The 19549-nt window shown below is 28.6% G+C and carries 19 protein-coding genes and 1 other RNA gene; 19 read left to right on the plus strand and 1 reads right to left on the minus strand.

The window, feature by feature from the left end; translation table 11 throughout:
* The first annotated feature begins 20 nt into the window (after positions 1–20).
* The 19 genes from RWQ73_RS02340 (at position 21) to RWQ73_RS02430 (ending at position 18833) form a co-directional block, all read left to right on the plus strand.
* Positions 21–1646: a polysaccharide biosynthesis protein gene (locus RWQ73_RS02340; RefSeq protein ID WP_314406521.1), complete on the plus strand. Its 1626-nt coding sequence runs from the start codon at positions 21–23 to the stop codon at positions 1644–1646.
* A gap of 5 nt (positions 1647–1651) precedes the next feature.
* Positions 1652–2359: a 16S rRNA pseudouridine(516) synthase gene (locus RWQ73_RS02345; RefSeq protein ID WP_314406522.1), complete on the plus strand. Its 708-nt coding sequence runs from the start codon at positions 1652–1654 to the stop codon at positions 2357–2359.
* Between the two features lie 19 nt (positions 2360–2378).
* Positions 2379–3776 carry a dipeptidase PepV gene (gene pepV / locus RWQ73_RS02350; RefSeq protein WP_314406523.1) on the plus strand — a complete coding sequence of 466 codons (1398 nt, stop codon included), beginning with the start codon at positions 2379–2381 and terminating at the stop codon, positions 3774–3776.
* A 247-nt stretch (positions 3777–4023) separates the two neighbouring features.
* Positions 4024–4779, plus strand: coding sequence for a phosphotransferase family protein (locus RWQ73_RS02355; protein WP_314406524.1), 756 nt, complete (start codon positions 4024–4026; stop codon positions 4777–4779).
* Between the two features lie 147 nt (positions 4780–4926).
* Positions 4927–5715, plus strand: coding sequence for a TIGR01457 family HAD-type hydrolase (locus tag RWQ73_RS02360; protein ID WP_314406525.1), 789 nt, complete (start codon positions 4927–4929; stop codon positions 5713–5715).
* Complete coding sequence (gene map / locus RWQ73_RS02365) at positions 5705–6466, plus strand: type I methionyl aminopeptidase (RefSeq protein WP_314406526.1); 762 nt, start codon at positions 5705–5707, stop codon at positions 6464–6466. Before RWQ73_RS02360 ends, map begins: the two co-directional genes overlap by 11 nt.
* A 77-nt stretch (positions 6467–6543) precedes the next feature.
* Positions 6544–8595: a type I DNA topoisomerase gene (gene topA / locus RWQ73_RS02370; protein WP_314406527.1), complete on the plus strand. Its 2052-nt coding sequence runs from the start codon at positions 6544–6546 to the stop codon at positions 8593–8595.
* Positions 8596–8873: 278 nt separating this feature from the next.
* Positions 8874–10211, plus strand: a complete 1338-nt coding sequence (gene brnQ, locus RWQ73_RS02375) for a branched-chain amino acid transport system II carrier protein (RefSeq protein WP_314083877.1) — start codon at positions 8874–8876, stop codon at positions 10209–10211.
* 342 nt (positions 10212–10553) lie between these two features.
* The gene (locus RWQ73_RS02380) at positions 10554–11396 is read left to right on the plus strand and encodes an ABC transporter ATP-binding protein (RefSeq protein WP_314406528.1); all 843 of its coding nucleotides are present in this window, start codon (positions 10554–10556) and stop codon (positions 11394–11396) included.
* On the plus strand, positions 11396–12157 hold the full coding sequence (locus RWQ73_RS02385; RefSeq protein WP_314406529.1) for an iron ABC transporter permease: 762 nt from the start codon (positions 11396–11398) through the stop codon (positions 12155–12157). The genes RWQ73_RS02380 and RWQ73_RS02385 overlap by 1 nt, the downstream gene beginning before the upstream one ends.
* 12 nt (positions 12158–12169) lie before the next feature.
* Positions 12170–12943, plus strand: coding sequence for a TerC family protein (locus tag RWQ73_RS02390; RefSeq protein WP_314406530.1), 774 nt, complete (start codon positions 12170–12172; stop codon positions 12941–12943).
* Positions 12944–13224: 281 nt separating this feature from the next.
* Positions 13225–14883, plus strand: coding sequence for an NFACT RNA binding domain-containing protein (locus RWQ73_RS02395; RefSeq protein ID WP_314406531.1), 1659 nt, complete (start codon positions 13225–13227; stop codon positions 14881–14883).
* A 72-nt stretch (positions 14884–14955) separates the two neighbouring features.
* Entirely contained in the window at positions 14956–15360 is a 405-nt protein-coding gene (locus RWQ73_RS02400; RefSeq protein WP_314406544.1) for an AzlC family ABC transporter permease, read from the plus strand.
* A complete protein-coding gene (locus RWQ73_RS02405; RefSeq protein ID WP_314406532.1) occupies positions 15347–15673 on the plus strand; it encodes an AzlD domain-containing protein in 327 nt (108 codons plus the stop codon). Before RWQ73_RS02400 ends, RWQ73_RS02405 begins: the two co-directional genes overlap by 14 nt.
* Before the next feature lie 134 nt (positions 15674–15807).
* Positions 15808–16428 (plus strand): guanylate kinase, encoded by a 621-nt coding sequence (gene gmk / locus RWQ73_RS02410; RefSeq protein ID WP_314083864.1) that lies wholly within the window; start codon positions 15808–15810, stop codon positions 16426–16428.
* Positions 16429–16437: 9 nt separating this feature from the next.
* Positions 16438–16635 (plus strand): DNA-directed RNA polymerase subunit omega, encoded by a 198-nt coding sequence (gene rpoZ / locus RWQ73_RS02415; protein WP_314083862.1) that lies wholly within the window; start codon positions 16438–16440, stop codon positions 16633–16635.
* 54 nt (positions 16636–16689) lie between these two features.
* Positions 16690–17067: RNase P RNA component class B (rnpB, locus tag RWQ73_RS02420), an RNA gene on the plus strand.
* A gap of 55 nt (positions 17068–17122) precedes the next feature.
* Positions 17123–18250 (plus strand): class I SAM-dependent RNA methyltransferase, encoded by a 1128-nt coding sequence (locus RWQ73_RS02425; RefSeq protein WP_314406533.1) that lies wholly within the window; start codon positions 17123–17125, stop codon positions 18248–18250.
* A gap of 79 nt (positions 18251–18329) precedes the next feature.
* A complete protein-coding gene (locus RWQ73_RS02430) occupies positions 18330–18833 on the plus strand; it encodes an Rrf2 family transcriptional regulator (RefSeq protein ID WP_314083858.1) in 504 nt (167 codons plus the stop codon).
* Positions 18834–18874: 41 nt separating this feature from the next.
* Here the strand turns inward: RWQ73_RS02430 and RWQ73_RS02435 are convergent, their stop codons facing one another.
* A complete protein-coding gene (locus RWQ73_RS02435; protein WP_314406534.1) occupies positions 18875–19321 on the minus strand; it encodes a flavodoxin in 447 nt (148 codons plus the stop codon).
* Positions 19322–19549 lie beyond the last annotated feature (228 nt).

Below are 19549 nucleotides of genomic sequence, written 5' to 3' on the forward strand. Positions count from 1 at the left end.
ATTAAATAAAAGATTTGGATGTGAAAATTTTGAAAAAAGATTCTTTGTTTAAAGGGACTGCAATACTTAGTATAAGTTTGATTTTGACAAAGGTTTTAGGTGCTGTGTATCTTATTCCATTTTATCAAATAATAGGTGGAGAAGAACAAATGGCGCTTTTCAATTATGGATATAGTTATTATGCGACTATTTTGGAAATATCTGGAGCGGGAACACCTTTAGCAATTGCAAAATTAGTTGCTAAATATAATGCGATTGGTGCATATAGTGTAAGTAGAAGAATTTATAAGCTAGGCTCGTGGTTATTGGTTGTGATGGGGATTTTAGGATTTTGTATCTTATTTTTTGGTTCTGGAATCATTTCAGAACAAATTTTAATAAGTAATCAACAAAAATTCACCCCACAAGAAGGTGCACTAGTTTTAAAAAGCCTAAGCTTTGGAATTCCATTAGTTTTAGTTTCAGCTGGTATTAGAGGACTATTTCAAGGTCATGAGATAATGTTACCATCTGCACTTAGTCAATTTATAGAACAAGTCGCTCGTATTGCGTTTATGCTTGGTGCTACATATTTTATTATGAGAATTTTGGGATATGGAGTAGTCGAAGGGAATGTTAGTGCAACTTTTGCAGCAGCAATAGGTGCTGTATTTTCTTTAATTACGCTCTTCTTTTTTTATACTAAATTTAAAGGTGATTTAGATTTCAATAAAGAAAAAGATGAGATTGAAATAGATATTTCTACATTTGATTTAGTAAAGGAGTTTTTCTCAGTTTCAATTCCATTTATTTTTATAGTGGGATTATTTCCAATATTGAACATAATTGATCAACATAATTTTATACACGGTATGACTAAAATTGGGAAAGCAGACATCGTAGACGGAAGGTTTTCAGCTTTGCAATTAGTTAATAAGGTTGTTATGATAGCAGTTGCTATAGCTCCGGCTTTTTCTAGTACTTTTTTACCATCTATTACAAGACTATATGCTCAAGGCGATAGAGTTACAGTTAGTAGTCAAATTAACAAAGTTATTTTATCTTTGATGATGATAGTATTACCTGCTTTAGTTGGTATGTATGTGTTGGCGGATCCTATATATTCTGCATTTTATAGTAGGAGTTCAATTAATGCTGACTTACTGAGGTTTTATTTACCTCTGGCAGTTTTATATTCTATATATAGTTTAACTAGTATTATAATGCAAGCTGTAAATAAACAATTATTAAATCTTATCGCAATTTCTATTGGTCTAGTTGTAAAGTATTTAACAATTACTCCATTTGTAATGTTATTTGAAACTAATGGTGTGATTTTTTCTTCTATAGCAACGTATGTTGTAATGATAATAATTAACTTGTTTATAATAAATAGAGAAGTTAAACTAAAAATTGTTGAATTTTTATTAAGGTTAATAATACTATTAAGCAGTTGTTTCATTATGTTTATCACGGTTGCAGCTATATATGAATCAATAGCATCTAATTTTGTTATTGAATCTAAAATTTCTAGTATGATACTAATTTCTATCTGTACCATTTTTGGAATGCTAGTTTACTTCTTTAGTATAAGTAAAATGAAATTTGATAAGTACTTATTTGGTAGAAAAATTACATTATCAACTATAAGACGACTAAGGAGATAAGTATAGTGAGATTGGATAAATTTATTAGTACTACGACAACGTTAAGTAGAGCAGAAGCGAAAAAAATTATTAAAAAGGGAATATTAATTAATGATATTTTAGTAAAAAGTCCTGATTATAAGGTTGATGAAATCAATGATCAGGTTATAGTAAATGGAAATAGGTTATTTTATCAAAAATATGTTTATATAATGATGAATAAGCCACAAAATGTTATATCAGCTACGGATGATGCGATTGACAAAACTGTAGTTGATTTATTAGAAGAAAAAGATCGCATATATCAAGTCTTTCCTGTAGGTAGACTTGATAAGGATACTGAGGGATTAATGTTACTGACAAATGATGGAGATCTTGCTCATAAATTAATTTCTCCAAAGAAAGATGTAGAGAAGAAGTATTATGTTGAGGTAAGTGGAGAATTAAAAGAAGAGCATTTAGTATTAGTAAAAGAGGGACTTGTTATTGATGAAGGTTATAAATGTAAATGCGCTAGGTTGGAAATAATTGAATCATCTGAGGTAAATAGTATTGCGTATATTTATATTACTGAAGGAAAGTTTCATCAAGTTAAAAGAATGATGAAGGCTCTTGGGACAACAGTAACATATTTAAAAAGATTATCTATAGGAACATTAGAGTTAGATAAAAATCTAAAATTAGGAGAATATAGATATTTAACTGATAAGGAAATAAAAAATTTAAATAAATAAAATAACGGAGGGATATATTATGGATATCAATTTTAAACAAGAAGTGTTAAATCACAAGGAAGACTTACTAAAAGACCTTTTTGATCTATTAAGCGTTCGATCAATCTTAGGAACTGATATAACTGAGGAAACACCTTTCGGTAGCGGTCCTAGAGAAGCTTTGGACTTAATTTTATCTTTTGGAGAACGCGATGGATATAAAACTAAAATAGTTGAAAATAAAGCAGGACATATAGAAGTAGGTCATGGAGAAGAACTATTTGGTATTCTTGGACATGTCGATGTGGTACCGGTTGTTGAAGCGGATTGGATTAGTCATCCGTTTAAACCTGAAGTGAGAGATGGAAGAATTTATGCTCGTGGATCACTAGATGATAAAGGACCAACAATGGCAGCATATTACGCTGTTAAACTTTTAGATAAACTAGGAGTTAAATGGAATAAACGTGTTCGTTTAATTATTGGTAGTGATGAAGAAACAGGATTTAGATGTGTTGAATCATACTTTAAACATGAAGAACAACCAGCTTTAGGATTTACGCCAGATGCAATGTTCCCTCTAGTATATGCTGAAAAAGCACGTGCTACATTCGATCATAAGTTGATTTTTGTTGAAAATTCTGAACAATACGATTACAAACTTGTTAAATTTAATGGAGGACAAGTACTTAATATGGTAATTGCTAGTGCAGAAGCCGAATTAGCTGGTGAAGTAGCGGATATTAAGGAAAAATTCGAAAAATTCTTAAGTCAAGAGAAATTAGAAGGTGAAGTTAATGTAGCAGAAACTATTAAGTTAACGCTAAAAGGTAAAGCAGCCCATGGTTCTACACCACAATTTGGGATAAATGGAGCAACAAAATTAGCAGAATTTTTAAGTACATTAGGATTAGATGTTAATGGTAAAAACTTTGTAGATTACATCGTAGAAAAACTTGCTAATGATCCATTCGGTACAAAATTAGGAATCGACTACTCTGATGATGAAATGGGAGCTGCAACTTACAACTATGGAATATTAAATTATAATTTAGAAGAAAAACTGGCTGTGATTTCAACAGACTGTCGTCATCCTAAAAAATTCAATTTAGTAGATAAGTTAAGTAGTGTTAAAGTAGATAACATTATAATTGAAGTCACTAGTACAAAAGAAGCTCACTACGTTCCAAAAGATGATGAATTAGTAACAACTCTAATGGACGTATATAAAAAATACACAGGTGATACGAAGAATGATGCTTTTGTACTTGGTGGTGGAACTTACGCACGTTGCCTTAAAAAAGGTGTTGCATTTGGACTTTTATTCCCAGGGAAAGAAGATACAATGCACCAAGCAAATGAATATTTAGAAATAGAAGACTTACTATTAGCAACTGCGATTTATGCAGAAGGAATATATAAACTTTGCTGCGAATAAAATATTTATAAAAATATTTACTTGATATAATTTTTAGTTTAATAAAAATTAGATGAATAAAGAATCTCAAAGATATTTTATTGTATTATAAAAATAAAATTAGAATATCTTTGAGATTTTTAATTTTTATTATAAAATACTATCTTGAAAAAAATGGTTAAAGATTGTAAAATATATAGTGCATTATAATTTAAAAAAGAGATTGGAGAAAGGAGAAGTATAAAATATGTCTAGAGAATATTATCAGATGGGCTGGACTTTAGATGATACATATAAAGAAGATTATTTTTGTTCAAGAGATAATCAACGTTATTTTATAAAAAAGAATACTACTCCTATGATTGCAACTCTTTCAGCAGAAGGTATTGTGCCTAGATTAAGATGGACTAAACGTATTAGTAATGGGGATGTATTAATAGCTCAGGATTTTGAGAATGGCAGAACATTGAATAAGGAAGATATGACTGATAAGCGTATCCCGGAAATCTTGAAAAAAGTTCATGGATCAACTAAATTAAAAAAAATTATGAAAGCACAAGGTTATAATGAAGAAACAGCTGCAAGTTCGCTTAGAAATTTAAAGTCTATAATAGCAGATGAACTTTGGAAAAACGGTAATATAGTAGATGCCCTAAATTATTTAGAAAATTGTATACCTGATGATGATGTAGAGTACACACCTTGTCATACAGATTTACATAAAGATAATTGGTTACTCTCTGACCAAGGGAAACTATTCTTAGTAGATTGGGAACATTCAATACTTTGTGATCCTGCAATTGATATTTCTTTTGTATTATATCGATATATTCCTCAGTCAGATTGGAACGAATGGTTGAAAATATATGGTCAAGAGCCAACAATAAAATATAGAAACAGATTAAAATGGTATATAACTTTACAGTCAGTAATTATGATTGTATGGTATCATGAGAAAAAGCAATTATCTGAGATGAATTCTTGGTTAGTCTTTTTAAATAGTGTATTTAACGATTTTATTTAAAGCATTAAATAGGAAAAACCTAATTAATGCTTTTATTTTTTTTATAAACGGTGTAAAATAGAAGTAGTTACATAATATTTTCAGTTTGTTATACAAAGAATAAATAGTTGAAAATATTATATTAAAAGTAATTGATGGAGTGACAGAATGAGTATAAAAAGTTATAAATTGTATCTAATTGATTTGGATGGCACTATTTATAATGGTGAAAAAAAGATAAAATATGCCAAAGAATTTGTTGATTATTTAAATGAAAATAATGTAGACTATTTATTTTTAACTAATAATTCTACAAAACAACCAAGAGAAGTAGCAGAACATTTAAAAAAGTTTGATATTGAAACTACTCAAGAACATGTTTTTACGTCTAGTGATGCTACCAAAATTTATTTGGAGTCAAAAGGGTACAAAAACTTGTATATTATAGGAGAAAATGGCTTGAAGAATACCTTAAGTATTTTTAATCATAAAAATACTGAGGAAGATGTTGAGGCTGTAGTTGTTGGACTTGATAGAGAACTTACGTATGATAAACTGGCAATAGCAACCAAAGCCATTCTTAATGGAGCAGAACTTATAGGAACTAATCCTGATACGTTACTACCTACTGCGCATGGTTTTGTCCCGAGTAATGGAGGACAGGTCAAATATTTAGAATATGCGACTTCGACAATTGCTACATTTATAGGAAAGCCTAGTAGAATCATAATGGAGAGTGCTATAAAATTATTTAATTATTCGAAAAATCAAATAGTTATGATAGGAGATAATTATGATACTGATATAATGTCAGGTATTAATAGTGGTATAGATACAATTCATGTTCAAACTGGAGTTACAAGTCTAGAAGATATTGATAAAAAAGAAAAAAAACCAACATATTCTATAGAAAATTTAAATAAACTGGTTAAAAAAAGGAGAAAAAATGATTATTAAAACAGAAGAACAATTACAAAAAATGAAAGAAATAGGTTTTATTTGTGCAACTATAAGAGATGAAATGGTTAAAAATGCCGTACCTGGTGTTTCAACAAAAGAACTTGATAATATAGCAAAAGAACTATTTGAAAAATACGGTGCCAAATCAGCTCCAATTACAGAGTATGATTTCCCTGGTTATACATGTATTTCATTAAATTATCAGGCTGCTCATGGAATTCCATCGAGTACTAAAATATTAAAAGATGGAGATTTGTTAAATATAGATGTATCAGGATGTAAAGATGGATATTATGCTGATACTGGAATCTCTTTTGTTGTCGGTAAGGTTGATGACGAAATGAAGGAGAAAGTTTGTGAAGTTGCTAAAGAAGCTTTTTATGAAGGTATTAAGCATGCTATTGCAGGAAGAAAAATAAACCAAATAGGAAAAAATATTCATAAGAAAATAAAAGAGCATAAATTACAAGTTATTGAGAATCTTACAGGCCATGGAATTGGTACATCTCTTCATCAAGAACCACAACATGTATTCAATTACTTTGATCCATGGGATAATTTAATTTTAAAAGATGGTATGTGTTTAGCAGTGGAACCATTCGTTTCTACAAAAGCTAAAGCAGTAACAAATACTGATAAAGATGAATGGGAATTAGTCGCTAAGGATGGTTCGTATATTGCACAATATGAACATACAATTGTAGTTCGTGAAAATCAAGAACCGTTAATCTTAACAAAAATAGATTAATTTTCATCGAAAAAAGTTGACAAGTTAATAAAAATGTTTTAAGATACTACTTATTAAAAAACTACGGAGAGAAGAAAATGGCAGAAAATTTAGTAATAGTCGAATCTCCTTCCAAAGCAAAAACTATTGAAAAATATTTAGGGAAAAAATATAGAGTAATATCTTCAAAAGGTCATGTAAGAGACCTTCCTAAAAGTAGAATGGGAGTAGAAGTACTAGATAATGGAAATATAGATGTTGATTATATTTCTATAAGAGGGAAGGGTGATGTAATTAAATCTTTAAAAAAAGAGGCTAAAGGAAAAAAAGTTTTCCTAGCATCCGATCCCGATAGAGAAGGAGAAGCAATAGCATGGCATATTGCGCACATTTTAGGATTAGATAATAATTCTGATAATAGAATTGTTTTTAATGAAATAACGAAAGACGCTGTGAAGGAAGCAATTAAAAATCCACGAAAAATAAATACCGATTTGGTACAATCACAGCAAGCGAGAAGAATTTTAGATAGACTTGTAGGTTATAATATTTCTCCAGTATTATGGAAAAAAGTAAAACCTAAATTATCAGCTGGTAGGGTACAGAATGCAGCATTAAAATTAATAGTCGACAGAGAAGAAGAAATTCAAAAGTTTGTACCTCAAGAATATTGGTCAATGCCTATTGATTTTATAAAAGATAGAAAAGTTTTGACTGCTAATTTTTACTCATATAAAGGTGAAAAATTAAAACTTGAAAGTAAAAAAGATGTAGAAAATATAAAAAATGCTATAAAAGGTAATACATTTAAAGTTGTCGATGTAGCTAAAACCAAGAAAAATAGGAATGCACCTAATGTCTATATTACATCGACGATGCAACAAGATGCTTCAAGAAAAATAAACTTTAAAACTCGTAAAACTATGAGTGTAGCTCAAGAATTATATGAAGGTATTAATCTGAAAAAATTAGGTGGAGTTACAGGATTAATAACTTACATGAGAACTGACTCAACAAGGGTTTCAGATGAAGCGATAAAAATGGCAAATGAGTATATTCTTAAAAACTTTGGAAAAGAATACTTGGCTACTGCATTTAAAGTGAAAAAAAATAATAAAAATGTTCAAGATGCTCATGAAGGAATCAGACCGACAAATATAGAATTTACACCTGATAGTATTAAAGAATATTTGTCTAATGATCAATATAAACTTTATAAACTTATTTGGGAAAGATTTGTTGCTAGTCGTATGAGTGCTGCTGTTTACGAAACGAGTACAACAACATTTGAAAATAATAATGTGGTGTATCGTGGAGCGCATTCTAAATTACTTTTTAATGGATTTTTATCAGTATTAAAAGAAAAAGAAAAAGTGAAACTTGCACCTGAATTTGAAGTTGGTGAAGATGCGAAAGTAAAAGAATTAAAAGAAGAACAACACTTTACACAACCTCCTGCTCGTTACTCAGAAGCAAAACTAATTGCTGAATTAGAAGAGTTAGGAATAGGTCGACCATCAACTTACGCAACAATAGTAGATACTTTACAAAAAAGATACTATGCAAAACTTCAAAATAAAGTTTTCACACCTACTGAATTAGGAACTCTAGTCAGTAAAATCACAGAACAATATTTCCCTGATATTATCAACACAAAATTCACTGCGAATTTAGAAAGTCAATTAGATGATATAGCAGAAGGTAAGGTTGGATGGGAAAATACAATATATAATTTCTATAGAAATTTTAGAAAAGATGTAGAAAAAGCTGAATCTGAGATGGAAAAGGTTGAAATTAAACAAGAATTTACTGGTGAATCTTGCCCAGAATGCTCATCTCCTTTAGTGTTTAAATTAGGGAAATTTGGTAAATTTATAGCTTGTTCGAACTTCCCAGATTGTAGGTATACAAATACAATCCAGAAAAAAGTAGGAGTAGTTTGTCCGAAATGTAAAAAACATGAAATTTTAGAGAAAAAGTCTAAAAAAGGGAAATTATTCTATGGTTGTGAAGGATTTCCAAACTGTGACTTTGTTTCTTGGGATAAACCAATAGGTCGTCAATGTCCAAAATGTAATCATCTTTTATATGAAGGGAAAAAAGGTGTTATGTGTGGAAATTGCGATTATAAAGAAGAAATAAAAAAATGATGTCAAAGGATTTGATAAGTGTTTCAATTATCAAATCCTTTTTTATAAAATTTGAATTTGATTGAGCAATATTATAAAATACATATAAAGTGATTCTAATATTGACATAATAAATTTGTAAATGATACAGTTGATTTATAATTAAGATTAATTATCAGAAAATTTTATACAATTATTCAACAAAAAATCGAATATTTTTTAAAAATCTATTGACAAAAATCAATAAATATATTATTGTATATAACATACTTAAAAAAATAAATTTTGGAGGAGATGAAATGTTGAAATTTTTAAAGAAAAATCCTTATATTTCAATTGGACTTATGTTATTTGCACTGTTCTTTGGTGCTGGTAATTTAATTTTCCCAGCATTCTTAGGACAAAACGCTGGAACAAACTTATCTACAGCGATGATTGGATTTATAATTATGGGGGTAGGATTACCGCTATTAGGAGTTATTGTAATGGGGTACTCAGGGGCTGAGGACTTATTAGATTTATCTAGCAGAGCAGGAAAAGGATTCGGTATTGCTTTTACGACTTTATTATACTTAACAATCGGGCCTTTCTTTGCTATTCCTAGAACAGGAACAACAACTTATGAATTAGGTTTATCAAGTTTTGTAGCACCAGAAAATACTTTTGTTGCTCAAGCTATTTTCTTAGCTTTCTTTATGGGATTAACTTTATGGTTAGCTATAAGCCCTAATAAGCTTGTTGATAGAATCGGAACAATTATTACTCCAGTTCTACTATTATCAATGGTAGTTTTAATCATTGCTTCATTAGTTAATCCTATGGGATCTGCACAAGAACCTACAAAAGGTTATGCAACTACAGCCCTAGCATTTACTAATGGGTTAATGGAAGGTTATAATACAATGGATGCACTAGCTTCATTAGTATTTGGTATAATTGTAATTAACTCAGTTAAACTTTACGGTGCTAAGACTAAGCAAGAGGTATTTAATAATAGTGCAAAATCAGCAGTAATTGCAGCAGTTTTATTAGCATTAGTATATATTTTCATTTCTAATATTGGTGCTACATCAGTTTCTGTTTTAGGATTACAAAAAACGGGTGCTGGAGTACTGACTGGTGCGACTACATTCTATTTTGGTAATGTTGGTAAATTATTATTATTTGTTATTGTATTTTTAGCTTGTTTAACTACAAGTGTTGGTTTAGTAACTGCTTGTTCTTCATTCTTTGTAAGATTATATGATAAGATTAGTTATAAAACATATGCAATTGCTTTAACTTTATTCTCTTTTGCAGTTGGTAACTATGGTTTAGCAGCGATTATTCAAGGTGCAGTTCCAGTGCTAGTATTACTTTATCCATTAACAATGGTATTAATCTTACTTGGTTTCTTAAATAATTTTTTTGGTGGAAGAAAAGTTGTTTATACTTCAACAGTACTATTTACTGGATTATTTAGTTTATACTCTACTGTAACTTCAACATTTAAACTTGTAGTGCCTACAGTTGATAATGCATTGGCTAAAGTAAACTTTCTTCCAGTACCTGCAGATTTTGCTTGGTTAAATTACGCTCTAGTGGGATTTGTACTAGGAATTGTGTTAACATTTGTTGTGAAAAAAGAAAGTAAATAATTATTGTATAGATTGAGACTTACTTAAAAATCATAAATTTTACAAAAGTGTATATGATAACTCATAGGCAAAGTGGTTTATTGATATCTAAATTCGTTTTATAGAAGCTTTTAAGATATCTAATAGACTGTGCGGGGGTGACTCGATAAAATCGATTTCTTAGAAATCACGATTTATGAGTCACTCCCTTCTTTTTATTTTTTTATGATTATTGTTTTGACATTAAGTTAAAGCAATGGTATTATAATAAGATATAGTATTAATATATAAGATAAGGTAAGTTATTAGTTTGATAAAAATGAAGTCATTTAACAAATTATATTGTTTATAGTAGGAGAAATAATGGTTTTAGAATTTAAAGAATATACGAAGAAAATAAAAAAGGATACTATTTTGGAACTAGATTTCAAAGTAGACACTGGCGAAATTTTAACTATTGTAAATAATAGTACAGCCAGTTTAGATATTATTAAGGATTCTTTTAGACAAAGAACAAAGTTTAAAGGAGAAATACTTTTTGATAAAGAAAATATAAATAAACAAACATTATTATTTTCTAGAGATTTTGGTTTTTATAGTGATTTAACATTATTAAATAATTTAAAAAAAGGGTTGTCTTTATTTAATATTAGATATGCCGATGAAGAGTTAATAGCGGATCTAGAGTTTTTAAATCTTAATTCAGAAGTTAAATATAAAGAATTATTAAGTAATGAAGTGATTAAATATCATACATTATTTTCAATCCTGGTTGATCAGAATGTTTTAATAGTTGATAATACGGAAAAATCTTTAACTTTAGAGGATAAAGAAGCTATAAGTGATCTGATTTTAGATAAATCAAATAATTCTAATGTAATAATTCTAGATACAATGTTAAATAAACATAATAGTATTGCAGATAAGGTATTAGTAATCTCGGATGGTATTAAATCATATTTTGGTAATCTTGAAGATTTATTAGTATTAAAAACATTAACTGCTATTAATGTATCAACTCAGGATAATCTTGATATGATTCTAGAAGGTTATCAATACAGCCTTTATCACGATAATGAAATTGTAGTGAGAGAAGAAAGTCTTGAAGAAGTAGTATATGCGTTATTAAAAAATAATATAGAAGTATATCAGATTCGTAATTTAGGTGAAAAAATTAAATTATACGAGGGTGAGGCTGATTTATAATGCTTTTAACTATTGAATTTGGGAAGTTATTTAGACGTAAATTTAATTATTTATTTTTAGTTATACTTATTTTATTGAACTTTACTTTTGTTTACAAATTAGATTCACTTTCTGCTTATTTTGATATTTCGATAATCAATATTATCTTTAATATTATTTTAAAGGTGAATTTAGCATTACTTCTTTTTGTGATGGGTATTAATTATATTTATTCATACAGAGAAGATTATATTTCTAAAGTCAATGTTCTTCTAGAAATGAAAAAAAAGAAAAGTATTCGTGATATTTTTGCCCTTATAGCAAACATAATTTATTTTTTAGTTTATTTTGCTATTATAGTATCGTGTTTAGTAGGATTTTTATTCTTACGTAAAAGAGGTATTTTTGAAGAATTGAAAGTAATAATGATGAATGTAAATACATCAGTAGCATATGCTTCAATTTTGATATTATTATTACTATTTGCTAATATTATTTATTTATTAGCTTTAACTTTATTTAACAATACTAATTTAGCAATATCATTTTCTTTATTATTCTTTATTGGAGGAGATGTAATTGCCAAAATGATTAAAGATAGAGTGGCTATTCCCGTAGAAAGAATTGATAATAGTGTATTGACAATTTTTACGAAGTCATTTAATAATTTAAATCAAAATATAACACTTAGTTTTGGCAATTATTTACCTTTATTATTAAATATGGCTGGTTTAATAATTGTTATCTTAATTGTTAAATTAATGAAAAAAATAATAGGATAGAAGGAGAATTTAATGGATACACAGGTTCTAATTCAATATGTAATAGTATTATTGAGTTTAATACTATTGGAAGGATTATTATCAGCAGATAATGCGATTGTTCTAGCGGTAATGGTTAGACATTTACCTCCAAAAGAACAAAAGCACGCGTTAATGTATGGTCTTGCTGGTGCACTAGTGTTCAGAATTATAGCGATATTTTTAATCACGATTCTTGCCCAATATTGGGAGATTCAAGTGTTAGGTGGATTATATTTGGTATATATGGCTGGAGTTCATATAAAAGAATTTTTTGATAAAAGAAAAGAAGGGGAAGCTACAGAAGAAATATCTGAACCTAAGAAGCAAAGTGGATTCTGGGCTACTGTTATAAAGGTAGAACTAACGGATATAGCATTTGCTATAGATTCAATATTAGCAGCTGTTGCAATTGCAATAACATTACCTCATATTTCGGAGACATCAATTGGCGGAATTAATCTTGGTCAATTTGCTGTTATGGTGATTGGAGGTTTTGTAGGAGTAATTATCATGCGTTATGCTGCTAATGTATTTATAAAAGTATTAGAAACAAAACCAGGTTTAGAAATTGCAGCATTTCTAATTGTAGGCTGGGTAGGTATTAAATTATTTGTAATTGCTGCTGCACATGAGAAATTAGCATTAATACCGCATGAATTTCCACATTCAACTCTTTGGACTGCTATTTTTTGGATAGTATTATTAGGATTACTAGTTTGGGGAGTATTGGTTTCAAAAAAATTCGAAGAGGATAAATCTAAATAGTATATTGGTTTCTCCTGCAGCCCTAAACTATAAAAAGAGTTTATATAATAAATTATAGATACAGTAGTTTATTAATATCTAAATTTGTTTTATAAATATTTTTTGGATAATTTAATAAACTTATTGGTAGTGACTCGATAAAATCAATTTCTATGAAATCGCGATTTTATTAAGTCACGCCTTTTTTTATTATAAAATGGCAATATTATTTTCATATACACATAATATTTTATGTGTTATAATTCTATGTTGAACATTAAAAAATATTAAGGAGGATTAAAATGGCATTTGATGGTTTTTTTGTAAAAAAGATGGTGGAGGAATTAGAAGAAAATATTCTTAATGGACGAATTAATAAAATAAATAATTTATCAACGGATGAATTTGTTTTTTCTATTAGAAAAGGGAAAAACTTAAAGCTTTTTTTATCTGCAAATTCTAATACGTCTAGAATACAGTTAACAAATAATAGTTATGAAAATCCTTCAACACCTTCAAATTTTTGTTCTGTCTTAAGAAAATACTTAACTGGTGGAATAATATTAGAAATTAGTCAGGTTAATAATGATCGTATAGTAATTTTAAAAATTAAAAATTTTGATGATTTAGGTTATGAAAAGTACTATTATCTAATTACAGAATTAATGGGAAAACATTCAAATATAATACTAACTAATGAGGATAAAATTATTTTGGAATCGCTAAAAAATAGTTATAGTTTAGAGTACAAGAGATCAACTATTTCTAATATGGAATATACATTACCTCCAACGGTGGAAAAAATTAATCCTTTTGAGTTCAGTGATTATACTAATATTGAGTTTTCTATAGAAGATAAGAAGTTTTTAATGAAAAATTTCTATGGAGTTTCAGCTTTGTTAAATAATTATTTTAAAAAAATATCAGCAGAAGATATGAAAAATTCTTTTATAAGTTTTTGTAAGGAATTTGAAAAATATTATAAACCAGTCATAATAGAAGAAAATGGTAAAAAGGATTTCTACTTTTTTGATATCAATGGTTATAGTAAGAACTTTGAATCATTATCACAATTACTTGATTATTATTATATGGATATAATCAGAGAGTCAATTAATAAGAATACTGATAGAAAACTATTTAACTTTATTAATTCTAAAATTAACAGATTGAATAAAAAAATCAATATTTTAGAAAATGAACTAGAACAAGCTAATAATAGAGATGATTATAAATTAAAGGGACAACTTTTAATTTCAAATATTTATTTATTTAAAAATAAAATACCTGAGACTATATCATTACAAAACTTTTATAGTGAAGATTTAACGGACATTGAGATAGAGTTAGATCCTAATTTAACTATTGAAAAAAATTCAGAGAAATACTTTAGTTTATATAAAAAGAATAAGAGAACAATTGAGAATCTAATCGAGCAAATTGAGATTGCTAAGCACGATTTAGGTTATTTTGAGACCATTAAGTTCCAACTTGAAAATGCTGATAAAACTGATATTGCAGAAATCAAAGAGGAATTGATTGCTAATGGAATACTGAAAGAGAAGATTAAGTCAAATAAGAAAAAAAATAAGAGTAATTATTTTGTGGTTAATCATAATAATACGGCTATTTATGTTGGAAAAAATAATCTTCAAAATGATGCTATTACAAATAAATTAGCAAGAAGAGATTATTTATGGTTTCATGCTAAAGACATACCTGGTAGTCACGTAGTAATCTTTGATAATAACCCTAGTAAAGAGACAATAGAAGTTGCATCAATGTTAGCTGCGTATTATTCGAAGTTTAAAAATGAAGAGTATGTTAATGTCGATAGGACACTTATAAAAAATGTAAAAAAAATATCAGGTGCTAAACCTGGCTTAGTGACCTACACTGGGCAAAAAACGGTCAAACAAAAGATAGATAAAGTTCTTATTAGACAGCTTTTATTAAAATAAATCAATTCAAGAATGATTTTAATGAGTATGGCGATTGCTCCATTTTTTTAAAAATATAGCATATATAAAAATATCTTTATTGGTACTCTCTTAACAGATGAGAGCTTCGCATTGGGGATGAATAAACAAAATTATACAAGAGGAATATTGACTTATGAATGGTTTAATGCTGTAAATTTAGTAGCTTATTTTACATGGGTGGTTTCGTCTGTGATAGGAGCCTTATTAGGAGGAATAGTTAAAAATCCAAAGGAACTAGGTTTAGATTTTGCTTTAGTGGCCATGTTTATAGGGTTATTATACTTACAAGTTATATCAGATTTTACTTTTAAGAAAAAAGTACAATTTCTAGTAATTGTTGTTGTATTCTTCCTAGTGTATTTTGGAATGATTTTTATTCCAAGTAATGTATTAATTATAGTGGTTACTTTAATAGGATGTGCGATAGGGGTAGTTCTTAAAAATGTTATTTACTAACTATGTAATATTAACGATATTAGGATGTGCAATTGTAACTTGGTTATCCAGGATACTTCCATTTATATTGTTGAAAAAATTTGATTTACCTAAAGCGATTACAGAGTATCTTAGCTTAGTGCCGATTGTAACAATGTCAGCTTTGTGGTTTGACAGTCTACTTATACAAAAGATTGGATACCTTCCTAAAATTAATTATGAAAATCTATTTGCTTCTTTACCTATGGTATTAAGTGCAATTATTTCAAAAAGTCTTTTAGTAATAGTTGTAATAGGAATAGTGTCACTAGCGATTATTAGACTTGTATTTTAAAAATAAAAATTGAGAATTTTTAAAAAATACTAGCAAATTAATTTTCAACTTAAATATACATGTTTATTGTTTAAATTTTTTCTATTTTGTGGTATCATAAAAAGATAATAAATCATAATTAAAGGATACGAAAAATGGAGAAAGGATTATTGATAGTTCTTTCAGGACCTTCAGGAGTTGGTAAGGGGACTGTTAGAAAAAGAATTTTTGAAAGTAATGATGTAGACTTCGAATATTCAATTTCAATGACTTCTAGGGGGATGAGACCTGGCGAAGTAGATGGGGTTGATTATTTCTTTAAAACAAAAGAAGAATTTGAAAATTTAATTCAACAAGGAGAGCTTTTAGAGTATGCTCAATATGTTGATAATTATTACGGAACTCCCGTTAAATATGTAAGGGAGACTATGGATAAAGGAAAAGATATATTTTTAGAAATAGAAGTTCAAGGTGCTGGTCAAGTAAAGAGTAAAATACCAGATGCTTTATTTATATTTTTAGCCCCTCCAAGTATAGCAGATCTGAAAGATAGATTAAAAGGTCGCGGAACGGAAAGTGATGATGTCATAGAATCTCGTATAGCAAAAGCTAAAAAAGAAATAAATATGATGCATCTTTATGATTACGTTGTTGAAAATGATGAAGTAGATAGAGCTGTAGAAAGAATTAAAGCTATTATATTAAGTGAACATTTGAAACGTGAACGTATTGAGATGAAATATAGAAGAGCGTTATTAGAATTAGAAGAAATGTAGGAGAAAAAAATGTTATATCCAAAGTTAGATGTATTAAAATCAAAAGTAAATTCAAAGTATATGCTAGTATCTTTAGCAAGTAAAAGAGCAAGAGAATTATTTGCTAATCCTGAAACGAAAAAATTAGAAAAGTACACTTCGCATAAAGAAGTAGGAAAAGCTTTAGAAGAAATTGCCGAAGGTAAAATTTCAGTTTTAGAAAAATAGTTTTAATTTTTTATTTACAAAATAATTTTTTTAGTGTAAAGTAATATAAGTGTTTTCTTTGAGTGATCGCGGCAGTAATGCTGAGGAAAGTCCATACTCACACAGGCTGAGACGCCTGTAGTGTTCAACGCTAAACGAAAAAATAAGTTTAGGCACCTTTAGGTGACGGCAGATAATATAACCTAAGTAGGTTTCTATATGGTTATATGTCTTGAAAGTGCCACAGTGACGGAGTTCTTATAGAAATATGAGAAGTGGAACGCGGTAAACCCCTTGAGTGAGCAATTCAAATTTTGGTAGAAGCACTTATTCCACATAAATGAATGTAGGAATAGGAAATATGTATATATTTAGACAGATGATCACAGCTATTTTTACGAGAGTAGACTAGTCTCGATTGAGTAAGGTAGATACAGAATATGGCTTATGATAAGAAAAACAACTAGTTCTAGGGGCTCTTTGGAGCCTCTTTTTTAAGGAGGAAGAAATGAAATTTAATTTAGTAGCAACAACACCTATGGGAATTGAAGCGATTGTAGCTAAAGAAGTACAGGAATTAGGTTATGAAACAAAAGTAGAAAATGGAAGAGTATATTATTCAGGGGATAAAAGAGCAATAGTACGTTCTAATTTATGGTTAAGATGTGCGGATAGAGTTAAAATTGTGATTGCACAATTTCCCGCATATACTTTTGAGGAACTTTTTGAAAAAACAAAGGCAATTGAATGGGATAAATATTTACCAGTTGATGCTAAATTTCCTGTAGACGGACGTAGTCATAAATCTACTTTGTTTAGTGTTTCAGACTGCCAATCTATTGTAAAAAAAGCGATTGTAGAAAAAATGAAGAAAAGTTATGGTATAACGGGATGGTTAACAGAAACAGGAGCAAGATATAGATTAGAAATCATAATGTTAAATGATATTGCTACTATTTTATTAGATACATCTGGAGATGGACTTCATAAACGAGGATATCGTGCGAAGCAAGGTACAGCACCGTTAAAAGAAACATTGGCAGCTGCAATGGTTAAATTAACAAACTGGAAAGGTGAAACACCTTTGTATGACTTGTTCTGCGGTTCTGGAACTTTATTAATAGAAGCAGCTATGGCAGCACAAAATATGGCACCGGGTATTAATAGAAATTTTGATTTTGAAAAATGGCCGTGGATGCCGAAAAGCCTAGTAGATGAAGAAAGAAATAAGGCTGAGGAACTAATAGATTATGATAAAGAATTAGAGTTATATGGTTCTGATATTGATCCTAAGATGATAGCAACTGCTGAGAATAATGCCGAAGAAATTGGGTTAGCGGGAGTTATTAAGTTTAAACAGATGTCAGTTTTTGATTTTGTAGCGAAGAAGGAAACAGGATGCGTAATTGCCAATCCGCCGTATGGAGAACGTTTGGGTGAGAAAAAAGAAGTAGAAGCTATGTATAAATTTTTAGGAACTGAACTTAAAAATAAAAAACATTGGTCACTTTATCTTTTGACTTCTCATAAAATGTTTGAACATTTATATGGAAAAAAGGCAACAAAAAGAAGAAAACTTTTCAATGGTTCCATTGAATGTACCTATTATCAATACTGGGGTGAAAAATTAAAATAACATTTGACAATTATAAAAATATATCATAAAATAAGGATGTAAGTAGAGTTATATACAAAAAAGAAAAGAGGTTGAGTTTATGCATTTAACTAAAAGTACTGAACAAGCAATCTGTATTATGGTAATGTTATACCTTCAAGATAGGCATGTTTTCTTAAATTCGAAGGAGATTAGCCAACGTTTAAATATTTCTCCAACATATCTAAAAAAAATTATGAGAAAGCTAGTTGTCAATGACTTAGTGAAAGCTAATACAGGTATTGGTGGAGGATATAAGTATAAATCTAATAAAAAAGTTACATTATATGATATATATGTAGCCCTTAATGATGAGGTAGAAATTTTTGCACTAAAGACAGATTATGTTTCAAAAATTTTTGAGGGAGCTTTAGCAGTAGATAAACGTTATAGCAAATATCTGAAAAAAGTAAATACTATTAATAAGGCAATTAAATCTTCTCTAGAAGATATTACAATAGAGAATCTAGTAGAAGACATTTTAGAGGAAAATTCTAAGATTAGATTAGATTGGAATAACTGGGAAGAAGAATTTGAGAGAGTAAATGTCTTCTTTAAAGGATAAAAAAAAGTCGATTATGAAACTTTCATAATCGACTTTTTTTATTACAAAGCACTAGCAAACGCTTCGATAAATTTCTCTATATTTTCAAAATCTTCATCAGTATCAGCTTCGATTTCAATTTTAAGATTTTCTGTTGGATTAGTAGCACCTGTTTTAGCAATTTGTTCATTAAATCGATCTACACAAACGCAGTACTCATCATAGATAGTATCACCAGTGCCAATTACACCGTATATTTTTCCTTCGTAATTTTTGTCTTCAAGTGCTTCAAAAAATTCTTCCATTTCTTCAGGTAATTCACCTTCACCATATGTGTATGATGCAACTATAAAAGCATCTGCATCATCAAGAAAATCAAAATCTACCATGTCTTCAATGAATAATTTTTCTATTTCTAAACCTTTTTCTTCTTCAAATTTTTCTATAATTAAATCAGATAACATTTCAGTATTACCAGTTAGACTCGCATAAACTAATTTAATATTCAAAAAAATCACTCCATTCTATTTGTAAATAAATAATAACTAAAGATAATTATAGCGTATTAAAAATATTAAGTAAATAAAAAAGTCTGTAAAATAATATTTTTTGAGCAAAACTATTGAAAATGAATGAAAATTATAGTTTAATTGTAGTATCTTTTACATTACGGAGGTATAATATGGAAAAAGGTTTAAATCTTTTTCATTCTATCTGTAGATGGAGTAAAATTTAAG

This window comes from uncultured Gemella sp., from assembly GCF_963525875.1.
Taxonomy (GTDB): Bacteria; Bacillota; Bacilli; order Staphylococcales; family Gemellaceae; genus Gemella.